Here is an 11,826-nt window from a genome sequence, read left to right as displayed (position 1 = left end):
TTGATGCTTGGCTCATTATTACAGAGTGAGCTCCACTCATAGGCAATGTCTACGCAGTGTCCGCAGGCGAGGCAAGCAACATGGCCGCGCCAGCGGCGGGCCGCCCGTCCACCGCTTGCCATAAGCGCTCGGAGGGTACATCACGGGCACATAAGGCCGCGGAGCGCACCGCTCCGGGCCGGGCGGCGTGTGGGACATGACGCATGGATCGCGAGACCTCTTCACCTAGCGGTAGCGCCGCGGAGGCGCTAGACTGGGCGAGCCGCCAGCCGGCATGGTGGCACGATTCCGGTAACCTCAACATCCGCGTGCTCGACGCTGTCGCGCGCCATGGGCAGGGGATTGGACTGCGCGAGAGTGCGGAGACCGGCTGCGGGCTTAGCACGGTCGTGCTCTCCACCATTGCCGAGCGCCACACATGCTTCACCATCGCCGAAGGAGATTCGCTAGAGAAGGTGCGCGCGGTGCCGCACCTGCAGGCCGAGCGCGTGGACTTCGTGATCGGACCCTCGCAGCGCACGTTGCCGTCCTTCGACTTCCCGCGCCCGCTTGACCTGGTGCTGATCGACGGACCGCACGGCTTTCCCTTCGCGCATCTCGAATACTACTTTTTCTACCCGCGCGTCCGCAGCGGCGGCATCCTTGTAGTAGACGACATTCACATCCCGACGATCCGGCAGCTCTATGACGTGCTGCGCGACGACAGGATGTGGGAGCATGTCGAGGACGTGCTGACCACCGCCTTCTTTCGGCGCACCGAAGCGCCGGTCTTCGACCCCTTTGGCGATGGCTGGGAGCGACAGCAGTTCAACCAGCGCCACTTCGCGCAGCCCGAGGTGATGGACATCTACGCGCCGGGCTGGCGCGCATTGATGCCGCCGCCTCCAGCGCCGCTGCTCGGCCAGAACAGCGATGTCGTGCCCACGCAGGCGGCCGATGCCCTGCGGCAGGAGGTCGCGCGCCTGCGCGCGGAGAACGCGGCGCTGCGCGCCTCCACTTCCTGGCGGGTCACGGCGCCGCTGCGCAGCATCGGCAGTCTGTTGCGCCGCTGAGCGCGCCCCACCAGAGCATTCGTCCACCACCGAACCTTCTTCGCCATCCAGCGTCAGCACCTGGACGATCTCGGCGCGGCGCAGAGGGATTCGCATGGTGCGGCATCGGTCTCGACGCGGCGGTGCTGGATCGGCTGGAGGATTTGGCTCTCGGAATGCAGGCGTTAAGGGTGGTCCTGAACCCGATAGCTGATCCGACGCGAGGGGCCGGCTCCGCCGTGACATCTCCGTGGGCAGGCAGGCCACTCCGCGCTAGCCGCGGGGCCGGTCCTACTATGCCCTTGGCCGGAGCCCCGCCACCAAAACACTCTTGACGGAGCCCAATGTCTGGCGTCGGCGCCCATGAGACAGATCGGCAGAGTTGAGGAGCGGAGGATCTCTGGCTCGTCGTAACGGTCGATGGAGTGAAGATGAGCCAGAAATCCTCCGTTCCCAAACCACACCGCTCTGTCTCAAGGGTGCTGACGCCGGGCAGGTTCCGATGGATTTGCACGCAGGGCCGGGCAGCGCTTTTGCGACGACCCGGAGCACGCCAGAGAAAAATAGAATCAAGTATATTTGGCTGATAATATGTCATAATTTCGACAGATATTGAAATATTCGATTATATTATTATATAATGTTCGCCAATCTCAATATAGGAGACTGGCGCGGCCAGGCACATACTGGCCAAAGCATGATCACTCCCCACAATCAAGACATCATCATGACCGAAGGGAACCCTCCCCTCCGCAAGGGGCGCGCCTGCAGGCGGACGCCCTACGGTTATAGTCTCCTCCGCCGCCTCGGTGCTGACGGAGAACCGGAGCGCGGGCTGCGCGAGATCGAGCCGCGGGAGGCGGCAATCGTCCGGCGGATATTTGTGGACTACGCCGAGGGCCGCAGCCCGAGGGCCATCGCCGCGGCCCTGAACGCGGAGTGCATCCGCGGTCCCACAGGCGCGCCCTGCTATGATGCCAGCATCCGCGGCCGGCCGAGGCTCGGCGATGGCATCCTCCGCAACCCCGCCTATGTCGGCGTGCTGCGCTGGAATCGCCACGCGCGCCTGCGCGACCCACTGACGGGGGCCCAGGTTGTCCGTGCCCGCGCGCGGGAGGAGATCGTCGAGGTCCCCGTCCCTGAGCTGCGGATCATCGACGACGAGCTCTGGGAGCGTGTGCAGGCTCGACTCACTGCCGAGGCTGCACCTGGCAGCGAAAATGGTGAGGCGGCGTTCTGGGACCGGCGGCGGCCGCGCGACCTGCTCTCCGGCAAGGTGGTGTGCGGCGTTTGCGGGCACGGGTTTCGCTCCGTTGGCAAGGACTACCTCGCCTGCGCCGCGGTGCGGAGCGGCTGGGTCTGCTCCAATACCCGGCGCGTCCGGCGGCCAAGGCTCGAGACCATGGTGCTGGAGGCGCTCGGGACGCGGCTGATGCGGCCTGAGCATGTGGCGGCATTCTGCAGGGCCTTTATCGAGGAGTGGAACAAGGGCCTGGCCGAGGCCTCGGCCACCGCTGAAGCCGGCAGGCGGGAGCTTCAGGCGGTGGAGCGGAAGCTGGAGAACCTCGTCGAGGCCATCGCCGATGGGGTGCGCGCGCCCGGGATGCAGCGCAAGCTCGAGGAGCTGGAAGCGCGGAAGGAGCAGTTGATACCGTGCTCGCAGAGGAACCCGCTGCCGCGCCGGCCCTGCACCCGAACCTTGCCGAGGTCTACGCCAAGCGCGTCGCGTTGCTGCGTCAGGCCATTGAGGGCGACAACGCACCGGAGGTCTTGGAGGCAGCCCGTGCGCTGATCGATAAGGTTGTGATCAGCCCCAACAAGGACCCCGGTGAGCCACCAGAGATCGAACTCGTCGGCCACCTCATGGCCATGCTCAAGGCTGGCGGGGCCTTTCCCCGCCAGGAGGACGCCACAGCGTGCCGGCTCGTAACAGACTTGGCCTCAGGTTCGACAAAGGTGGGTATGGGGGAGGTTCACCCTCCCCCGACCTTCCCCTCGATCGCGTCCCAGATCGCCTTTTCCAGATGCACGCCGTCGAAGCGCGCGATCTCCTGCAGTCCGGTCGGCGAGGTCACGTTGATCTCGGTAAGGAACCCGCCGATCACGTCGATGCCCACGAAGATCATGCCGCGCTTCTTCAGCTCGGGGCCGATCGCCGCGCAGATCTCCTTTTCGCGCTCGGTCAGCTTGGTCGGTTCCGGACGGCCGCCGACATGCATGTTCGACCGCGCTTCGCCCATGGCGGGAACGCGGTTGATGGCGCCCATCGCGACGCCGTCCACCAGGATGATGCGCTTGTCGCCCAGCCGCACGGCGGGGACGTATTTCTGGATCACCAGCGGTTCGCGCGAGCGCTCGGTGAACATCTCGACCAGCGCGTTCATGTTCGGATCGTCGGGGCGCAGGTGGAACACGCCGGCGCCGCCATTGCCGAACAGCGGCTTGATGATGATGTCCCCGTGCTGCTCCCGGAACGCCGCGATGCGGCGCCGGTCGGCGGTGACCATGGTGATCGGCATCAGGTCGGGGAAGTGCGTGACGAACAGCTTCTCCGGCGCGTTGCGCACCTCGGCGGGGTCGTTGACCACGAGCGTCTTCGGGTGGATGTGCTCGAGGATGTGCGTGGCCGTGATGTAGGCCATGTCGAAGGGCGGATCCTGGCGCATCAGCACCACGTCCGCGCCGGAGCCGAGGTCGAGCTCCTCCTCCGCGCCGAAGGTGAAGTGGTTGCCGTATTCGCGGCGGACCGTGATCGGCTTGGCCCAGGCGGTGACGCGGCCGCCGCGGAGCGCCAGGTCGCGCACGTGGTAGTGCCACAGCGCATGGCCGCGCGCCTGCGCTTCGAGCATCAGGGCGAAGGTGGAATCGGCGTCGATGTTGATGGATTCGACCGGGTCCATCTGGACCGCGACGCGGAGGCTGCGGGTCATGGGCGCACTTCCTGATCCTGGTCCGGGACGGACCGCTTGGGATGAGGTCGTGCCATTGCCGGGCGGATTGCGCCAGTGGGGAGCGCCCCGGGCAGCTCTCTCAACCCATGATTGTTTATGGTTAACGTCACACGATTTCCGCTTAAGTCCTGCCCGCGCCCGTGGCATTGGTGAAGGTGTCGTTAATCAGCGGCAGGACGCCGCGCCATCCCTCCCTGCCGAGGCGCGCGCATGTTCCCCTGGCTGTCGCTGTCCGACGTCCCCCTCATCCTGGCCGACGACCCGGTGATGCCGACCGAGGTCTGGGTGCCGTCGGCCGATCCGGCGCCCGCGCCCGCGCCGTCCGTGGTGCCGGAGGATGCCTTCCCCACCGCGGCGGAACTCGACGCGATCTTCGCCAAGGCCTCGGCGCCGCCGCCCGGTCCCGACCTCGCACTGCGGCAGGAGGTCGCGGCCCTGCTCGGCCTCGATGCGGCGGTCGCCGAGGATCCAGCAGCCTATGACGCGGCGTTGGCCGCGCTGGCGCCGGAACCCGCCCCCGACCCGGTCAGCGACGCCCCCGCCCCCGCGGTGGATTGGGAGGCGATGAGCCGGGACTGGGGCGATCTGTCGCGGGGCTGGATCCTGGGCTGACTCGGGGGGAGGACGCCTCGAAGGCATAGGGTGAGGCGCCCTCGACGGACGGGTCGAGCACCAGGCGATGCTCGAGCGGCGGGAAGGCGCGGGACCGGCACTCGGCGCGGTCGCAGAGCCGGCAGGACAGGCCGATGCCGACCGCGGCGGTGTCGAGGTCGAGGCCGTCCGCATAGACCAGGTCCGGCGCGCGGGCGATGTCGCAGCCCATGGCGACGACATGCACGGGCGGGGGTTCGCCCCAATGCGCCGCCGGTCCCTGCACGGTGCGCGCGACCGTGAGGAAGGTCGCTCCATCGGGCAGGCGCGCCACCTGCACGCGGATGCGCCCCGGCGTCGCGAAGGCCTCGTGCACCACCCAGCGCGGGCAGGACCCGCCGAAGCGCGCGAAGGGGAAGCCGGCGGCGGAGAAACGCTTGCCCACATTGCCCGCCGGATCGACGCGCAGGAAGAAGAAGGGCACGCCGCGCGCGCCGTCGCGTTGCAGCGTGGACAGGCGTTGCGCCGCCTGTTCGAAGGACACGCCGAAGCGCGCGGCCAGGGCCTCGATGTCGTGGCGCAGCTCGCGCGCGGCGGCGAGGTAGGGCGCATAGGGCATCAGCAGCGCGCCCGCGGCGTAGTTCAGCAGGCCGATGCGGATCATCTGCCCCGCCTCGGGCGTCGAGGGCTCCGCACCGGCGAGCGTCTGGTCGACGGCCTCGCGCGCCTCGATCAGCATCAGCGTGAAGGCCATCTGGAAGCCGCGGGATTCGCGCGGCAGGGATTCCGACAGGTGCAGCACGCGCGCTGCCGCGTCGTGCCGGCGCAGCGCGCCGTCCATCGGGCCGACCAGTACCGTCAGGCCATGCACGCGGCGCAGGCGCTCGGCGATGGCGTGGTTCATCTCGGCGGGACGGGCGCCAAGCTCGCGGCCGATCGCCTCGGCGGCGGATTCCAGCGCGGGGAAGTGGTTGGCGCGGTCGTGGAAGAAGTCCCGCGTCTCCTCGTTCGGCAGCAGGATGCGTCGGCCGGTGGGCAGGGCGAGGCCGGAGGAATCCTCCCGCGCGACGCGCCAGGCGCGATAGAGCGCCAGCACGGCGCGCGCGGCGTTGGGCGCGGAGGCAGCGAGCGTCGCGACCTCGGGTTCCGGCACTTCGTCGAGGCCGAGCATCGGGTCGGACAGCACCTCGCGCAGGCCCGCTTCCAGTTGCCGTTCGGCGCTCCCCGACAACGCGGCGAGCTCGACGCCGAGCGTCTCGGTCAGCTTGATCAGCAGCGAGGCGGTGACCGCGCGCTGGTCGTGCTCGATGAGGTTCAGGTAGCTCGCGGAGATGCCGAGGCGCGTGGCGAGCGCCTGCTGCGTGAGGCCGCGCTCGGCGCGCAGGCGTCGCACGGTCCGGCCGATCAGGGGGCGTGCCATGAATTTACACCCTTCACAATTTCGGGGCGCTAGATGTGAAAACATCCACATTCTTGCTGCGCCGCACCCAAGATCGCTGGTGATTCTCGGCAGTGCAATGTGAATTATTCACGGGCGCCGGATGCACCGGCCGAGTGTTTCCCGAGGATGACCATGCGCCCGACCACGACGCCCTGCTTCGCCCCCGACGGTTCCGGCAGCGGCTTGCCGCCGCAGGATCCGAACCGCTTCGCCGGCATCCGCCGCGACTACACGGATGCCGATGTCGCGCGCATCGCCGGGTCCTTCCGCGTGAGGCACACGCTGGCCGAGAACGGCGCCCGCCGCCTGTGGGAGCTGCTGCGCAACGAGCCCTTCGTGAACACGCTCGGCGCGCTGACCGGCATGCAGGCGCTGCAGCAGGTGAAGGCCGGGCTGAAGGCGATCTACCTCTCGGGGTGGCAGGTGGCCGCGGATGCGAACAGCGCCGGGCAGATGTACCCCGACCAGTCGCTCTATCCCGTGGACTCCGTGCCGAAGGTGATCAGCCGCATCAACGCCTCGCTGCGCCGCGCGGACCAGATCGCGACGATGGAACGGCTCGACGGCAAGGCCGATGACCGCACCCACTACATGGCGCCGATCATCGCCGACGCCGAGGCCGGCTTCGGCGGTGCGCTCAACGCCTACGAGCTCATGCGCGCCATGATCGAGGCCGGTGCCGCCGGCGTGCATTTCGAGGACCAGCTGGCATCCGAGAAGAAGTGCGGCCATCTCGGCGGCAAGGTGCTGGTGCCGATCAGCCAGCACATCCGCACGCTGAACGCCGCGCGGCTCGCCGCCGATGTGGAAGGCGTCCCCACCGTGCTGCTCTGCCGCACCGATGCGGAATCCGCACAGCTGCTGACCGCCGATGTGGATGAGCGCGACCGGCCCTTCATCAGCGGCGAGCGCACGCCGGAAGGCTTCTTCCGCATCAAGCCGGGCGTCGGCAAGCAGTACGCCATCGCGCGCAGCCTGGCCTACGCGCCCTATGCCGACCTGCTGTGGTGGGAGACCTCGGACCCCGACCTCGACGATGCACGCGAATTCGCGGAAGCAATCCACCGCGAGTTCCCCGGCAAGATGCTCGCCTACAACTGCTCGCCGTCCTTCAACTGGCAGCGGAAGATGGGCGTGGAGGCCGCGGCGCGCTTCCAGCGCGAGATCGGCGCGATGGGCTACAAGTTCCAGTTCGTCACGCTCGCCGGCTTCCACAGCCTGAACCTGTCGATGTTCAAGCTGGCACGCGGCTACGCCGAGCGCGGCATGGGCGCCTACAGCGAGCTGCAGCAGGCCGAGTTCGCCGAGGAGCAGAACGGCTTCACCGCCGTGCGCCACCAGCGCGAGGTCGGCGTCGGCTACTTCGACGCGGTGGCGATGGCGGCCTCGGGCGGCCAGTCCTCCACCACGGCGATGGCGCATTCCACCGAGACCGCGCAGTTCGTCGCGCCGGAGGCGCGCGGGACGGGCAACGCCAAGCAGCCGCAACCGGCGCACTGACCCCAGAACGAGGAGACGATCCATGAGCAACGACCGCCACGACGACGGCCTGGTGCATTCCCACGGCTGGGCCACGGAGCCCCCCCGCCCGGCCCAGCAGCGCCCCCGCGTGATCCCGGCGCCGACCGAGGATCGCGACGACGGCCTGGTCCACAGCCATGGCTGGGCCTGCGGGGAACGCGGCCGCCCGTCGCACTGAGCGGACCGGGCGGGGCAGGTCCCGTCTCCCCGCCCGTTCCGCAGGAGCATGCCGCCGCCCGGTCCGCCGGGCGGCGGCATCGCGTCGTGGTTCCTCGACCTCGGGCTGCGTCACATCAAGGACACCTCGGCGCCACGGCGCCATGTGCTGCGGTCGCAGGCGCCAGCGACCTGCGCCCCGACCAGCGAGGATCTGCCCGTGACCGGCCAGCGGTATTCCATTCCTTCCATCGTCCTGCACTGGACCATGGCCTTGGCGATCGCGTTCGCCTGGCTCGGCGCCCAGCTGGCCGAAGTCTTCGGCCGCGGCCCGAGCAGGACCTTCGTGGTGGGCGGGCATGCGTTGCTCGGGCTCGCCGTGCTGGCCCTGCTGCTGCCCCGGCTGCTGGCGCGCTGGACCGGCGGCGCGCCGGGGCCGGCACCCGGCGCGCCGGTGTGGGAGGTGCGCCTCGCCCATGCCGCGCACCTGCTGCTCTACGTCCTGATGCTGGCGCTGCCGCTCAGCGGGCTCCTCACGGCCCTGTCGGGCCGCGTGCCGTTCGACCTCGCCGGGGTCGCCACGCTGCCGAACAGCCTGGCCTCCACGGGATGGCGGCGCACGGTGAAGGACGTCCACGAGCTGCTGGCGAACGGCATGCTCGCCGCCGTGGCGCTGCATGTCGGCGCCGTGTTGTGGCACGCCTTCGTGCGACGGGACGACGTGGCCTGGCGCATGGGGATCGGCGCGCGGCCGGCCGCCGGCAGCGGATCCACGCCCGGCCGCCCGGCCTGAACCGAGGCGACGGCCGCCGCAGCGCCGAATCACGGCAAGAGTTTTAACGATTCATGACTGCCGCGGAGCAGGGGCCCGTGAGACCGATCGGGTGCGTCGTCTCTTTTCCGATCTCTATCTCGCGTTTTTGTGAGAACGAGGCGCCGCAGACGCGGCCCGCCCACGTCCGGCCGCCACGAACGAGGAGCCGCCGGTCATGTCTCGCCATCCCCCCGTCCCCGCGCCCTGCCATCGGCGTTTCTGGCTTGGCCTGTCGATATTCTCGCTGCCGCTGGCACTGGCGCTCGGGTCGGCCCCGGTCTCCGCGGCCTGCACGACGGTCGGCAGTTCTACGACCTGCACCGCCGATGCGCCCAATCCCGTTACCGCGACCATCGGCGCCGGCAACACGCCCGCCGGCGACAACCAGACCGTCCGCTTGGATGCCGGGGCCGAGGTCACGGTCGGGGATGCGCCGGGCATCAGCCTGCGCGACGGCGCGAACGTCACGGTCGGCGGGACGATCACGACCACCGCGGTCGTGAGCGAGGGTGCCTACGAGACCGGCGGCAACACCATCGAGTTCCGCGACAACGGCGTACTGACCGTCACCCAGGGCGGGCGGGTGCTCGCCCTCGGCACGCAGGACCGGGGCGAGGCCGTGAACCTGCAGGGCACCGGCAGCACCGTCATCAACAACGGGCTGATCCAGGCGCCGTACACCACCGCCATCTGGCTGCAGGCCGACTACAGCCGCAACACCATCATCAACGGTCCGACCGGCGTGATCGAAGCGCCCGGCGGGTCCATGGCACCGGGCAGCGTGCTCGGCGGTTCGGCCTTCGCCAGCGTCGACTTCGCCAACCAGGGCACCATCCTGGGCGGGCTGCACCTGCTGCGCGGCGACGACATCCTGCGCATCTACACGGGCTCGGTGATCACCGGGACCTTCTCCGGCGGGGAAGGACACGACCTCGTCTATCTGAGCGGCTCCGGCACCGACAGCATGGCCGGCACCTTCACCACCTTCGAGGAGCTCTACAAGAACGGGACCGGGACCTGGACGCTGACCAGCCCGGTGACGGATGTCGGGCTGATCCGCGTGCAGGAAGGCACGCTCATCCTCGCGGCGAACAATGCGGGCTTCACTGGCGCGGTGACCGTCGATGCGCCGGGTATCCTGCAGGGGCGGGGCCAGGACCTGCCGCTCGTCATCACCGATGACGGCCTGGTGCGGTTCGCGCAGCCGGATGCCGGCGTCTATGCGGGCCTGATCACGGGGACCGGCTGGATCGAGAAGACCGGCGCCGGCGTGCTGCGGCTGCTGCCGGCGGATCCGGGGGGCAACGGCTTCACCGGCGGCACGCGGCTGACCGGCGGCGTGCTCGCCGTCGCGGCCGACAACGCGCTGGGCGCGCCGACCGCGGCGATCGTCTTCAACGGCGGCACGCTGCGCTTCGACGCCGCCTTCGATCCGGCGGCGACCCGGCCGATCAGCCTGCTCGCGCCGGGCGGCACGATCGACACCAACGGCTTCACGCCCACCATCGTGCAGGGCATCACCGGCGCCGGCGGGCTGACGGTGACGGGCGCCGGCATGCTGACGCTGACGGGGGCGAACGCCTATGCCGGCGGGACCACCATCGCGCCGGGCGCGCGGCTGCGCATCGGCGCCGGCGGCATGAACGGCAGCCTGCTCGGCCCGGTGCGCAATGACGGCACGCTGGTCTTCGACCGTGCCGGAACGCTCGGATTCGACGGCGCCATCGCCGGCCAGGGCAGCGTCGAGCAGAACGGCCCGGGCACGACGGTGCTGAACGGGCCGGCGTCCTACACGGGCGAGACGCGCGTCAATGCCGGCACGCTGCGCGCCGGGGCACCCGGCGTGTTCAGCGCCTCCTCGGTGCATGTCGTGGGCGCCGGCGGCGTGCTCGACCTCGCCGATCGCGACCAGACGATCGGCGGGCTGGTCAATGCCGGCTTCACCACCCTCGGCCACGTTCCCGGCACGGTGCTGACGGTGAACGGCAGCGTCGTGGGCCAGGGCGGCGTGATCGGGCTGACCACCTATCTCGGCGGCGACAACAGTCCGACGGACCGCATCCGCCTGGTCGGCGGCACGGCGGGCGGCATCTCGCTGCTGCGCGTCGCCAATGCCGGCGGGCCCGGCGCGCTGACGCTCGGCGACGGCATCCGCGTGCTCGAGACGGCCTCCGGCGCGACCACCGCGCCCGGCGCCTTCCGCCTCGAAAGCCGTGTCGTCGCGGGCGCCTACGAATACCAGCTGTTCCGCGGCGGCAGCACCTCCGGGGAGGACTGGTTCCTGCGCTCCGCCCTCCCGGCCGGGCCGGGACAGGATTCGGTGCCGCTCTACCGGCCGGAGGTCGCCCTCTACGCCCCGATCCCGGCGCTGATGCGCCAGATGGGGATGGCGACGCTCGGCACGCTGCATGCGCGCGTCGGCGAGGAGGAGAACATCCGCGGCCTCGAGAGCGGCAGCCCCTACGTCAACGGCGCCTGGGCGCGCAGCTTCGGGGAACGCAGCGACAGCCGCTGGAACGGCGGTGCGGCGCCGTCGGCCGAAGGCGACCTGGTCGGCTTCCAGGCGGGCCTCGATCTCTTCCGGCGCACGGGTTCGGACGGACATCGCGACCATGTCGGCATCTACGTCGCCCAGGCACGCTACAATGCCGACATCTCCGGCACGGCGCTCGGCGTGGCGGACAGCGCGGTCGGCAAGCTCGCGCTGGATGGCCCCGCGGTCGGCGCCTACTGGACGCATTTCGGGCCGACGGGCTGGTACGTCGACGCCGTGCTGCAGGCGAGCTTCATCGATGCGCGGGCGACCGGGCGCGACGGCACGCGCCTCGATACCGACGGGCAGGCCTATGCGGCGTCGCTGGAAGCCGGGTACCCGGTGGCGCTCGGCGGCGGCTGGCAGCTCGAGCCGCAGGCGCAGATGATCTGGCAGACCGTCGACGTGGCCAACACGACCGACGCCTATTCGTCGGTGCGCTGGTCGCCGGGAAGCGCAATCCTGGGCCGCGTCGGTGCACGCGTGCAGTACACGGCGCAGTCGGGCAACACGCTGTGGCAGCCCTTCGCCAGGGTGAACCTGTGGCACGGCAATTCCGACAGCGACCGCGTCGCGCTCGGCGGGTCGGAACCGATCGGCATGCGCATCGGGGATACGGCGCTGCAGGCGGGCATCGGCCTCACCGCGCGGGTGGGGCGCAATGTCAGCCTCTACGCGCTCGCCGACTATCGCTGGACCCTCGACGACGTCAACAGCAGCCAGGATACGCTGCAGGGCGTCGCCGGCCTGCGGGTCAACTGGTGACGGAAGACCGGAAGCGTCGCACC

General features: G+C 69.9%; 9 protein-coding genes. 7 read left to right on the top strand and 2 right to left on the bottom strand.

Annotation, left to right across the window (positions count from 1 at the left end; translation table 11 throughout):
- Window positions 1-203: 203 nt before the first annotated feature.
- Both GWK16_RS07195 and GWK16_RS07190 read left to right on the top strand, forming a co-directional pair.
- Window positions 204-1,052: a class I SAM-dependent methyltransferase gene (locus tag GWK16_RS07195; RefSeq protein WP_170053267.1), complete on the top strand. Its 849-nt coding sequence runs from the start codon at window positions 204-206 to the stop codon at window positions 1,050-1,052.
- Window positions 1,053-1,671: 619 nt separating this feature from the next.
- The gene (locus GWK16_RS07190) at window positions 1,672-2,823 is read left to right on the top strand and encodes a recombinase family protein (protein ID WP_170053266.1); all 1,152 of its coding nucleotides are present in this window, start codon (window positions 1,672-1,674) and stop codon (window positions 2,821-2,823) included.
- Between the two features lie 181 nt (window positions 2,824-3,004).
- Here the strand turns inward: GWK16_RS07190 and gshB are convergent, their stop codons facing one another.
- On the bottom strand, window positions 3,005-3,961 hold the full coding sequence (gene gshB, locus GWK16_RS07185) for a glutathione synthase (protein ID WP_170053265.1): 957 nt from the start codon (window positions 3,959-3,961) through the stop codon (window positions 3,005-3,007).
- Window positions 3,962-4,192: 231 nt separating this feature from the next.
- On the opposite strand from gshB, the gene GWK16_RS07180 reads away from it, so the two are divergent.
- A complete protein-coding gene (locus GWK16_RS07180; protein WP_170053264.1) occupies window positions 4,193-4,594 on the top strand; it encodes a hypothetical protein in 402 nt (133 codons plus the stop codon).
- Here the strand turns inward: GWK16_RS07180 and GWK16_RS07175 are convergent.
- Window positions 4,509-5,993: a helix-turn-helix domain-containing protein gene (locus tag GWK16_RS07175; protein ID WP_170053263.1), complete on the bottom strand. Its 1,485-nt coding sequence runs from the start codon at window positions 5,991-5,993 to the stop codon at window positions 4,509-4,511. The genes GWK16_RS07180 and GWK16_RS07175 overlap by 86 nt on opposite strands.
- 153 nt (window positions 5,994-6,146) lie before the next feature.
- On the opposite strand from GWK16_RS07175, the gene aceA reads away from it, so the two are divergent.
- From aceA to GWK16_RS07155, 4 genes are all read left to right on the top strand, one after another.
- Window positions 6,147-7,514 carry an isocitrate lyase gene (gene aceA / locus GWK16_RS07170; RefSeq protein ID WP_170053262.1) on the top strand — a complete coding sequence of 456 codons (1,368 nt, stop codon included), beginning with the start codon at window positions 6,147-6,149 and terminating at the stop codon, window positions 7,512-7,514.
- A gap of 22 nt (window positions 7,515-7,536) precedes the next feature.
- Entirely contained in the window at window positions 7,537-7,713 is a 177-nt protein-coding gene (locus GWK16_RS07165; protein ID WP_170053261.1) for a hypothetical protein, read from the top strand.
- 48 nt (window positions 7,714-7,761) lie between these two features.
- The gene (locus tag GWK16_RS07160; protein WP_170053260.1) at window positions 7,762-8,484 is read left to right on the top strand and encodes a cytochrome b; all 723 of its coding nucleotides are present in this window, start codon (window positions 7,762-7,764) and stop codon (window positions 8,482-8,484) included.
- Window positions 8,485-9,271: 787 nt separating this feature from the next.
- Entirely contained in the window at window positions 9,272-11,803 is a 2,532-nt protein-coding gene (locus GWK16_RS07155) for an autotransporter family protein (protein ID WP_408903914.1), read from the top strand.
- Window positions 11,804-11,826 lie beyond the last annotated feature (23 nt).

Source organism: Neoroseomonas marina (assembly GCF_012927745.1).
GTDB classification, from domain to species: Bacteria; Pseudomonadota; Alphaproteobacteria; order Acetobacterales; family Acetobacteraceae; genus Neoroseomonas; species Neoroseomonas marina.
Note: the sequence above shows the minus strand (reverse complement) of the source record. Positions and strands in the feature narration are given on the sequence as shown.

Excerpts from the sequence above, each read along its gene's own strand:
- GWK16_RS07195 (WP_170053267.1), top strand. The coding sequence starts at position 204 with ATGGATCGCGAGACCTCTTCACCTAGCGGTAGCGCCGCGGAGGCGCTA.
- GWK16_RS07190 (WP_170053266.1), top strand. The coding sequence starts at position 1,672 with ATGTTCGCCAATCTCAATATAGGAGACTGGCGCGGCCAGGCACATACT.
- gshB (WP_170053265.1), bottom strand. The coding sequence starts at position 3,961 with ATGACCCGCAGCCTCCGCGTCGCGGTCCAGATGGACCCGGTCGAATCC.
- GWK16_RS07180 (WP_170053264.1), top strand. The coding sequence starts at position 4,193 with ATGTTCCCCTGGCTGTCGCTGTCCGACGTCCCCCTCATCCTGGCCGAC.
- GWK16_RS07175 (WP_170053263.1), bottom strand. The coding sequence starts at position 5,993 with ATGGCACGCCCCCTGATCGGCCGGACCGTGCGACGCCTGCGCGCCGAG.
- aceA (WP_170053262.1), top strand. The coding sequence starts at position 6,147 with ATGCGCCCGACCACGACGCCCTGCTTCGCCCCCGACGGTTCCGGCAGC.
- GWK16_RS07165 (WP_170053261.1), top strand. The coding sequence starts at position 7,537 with ATGAGCAACGACCGCCACGACGACGGCCTGGTGCATTCCCACGGCTGG.
- GWK16_RS07160 (WP_170053260.1), top strand. The coding sequence starts at position 7,762 with ATGCCGCCGCCCGGTCCGCCGGGCGGCGGCATCGCGTCGTGGTTCCTC.
- GWK16_RS07155 (WP_408903914.1), top strand. The coding sequence starts at position 9,272 with ATGGCACCGGGCAGCGTGCTCGGCGGTTCGGCCTTCGCCAGCGTCGAC.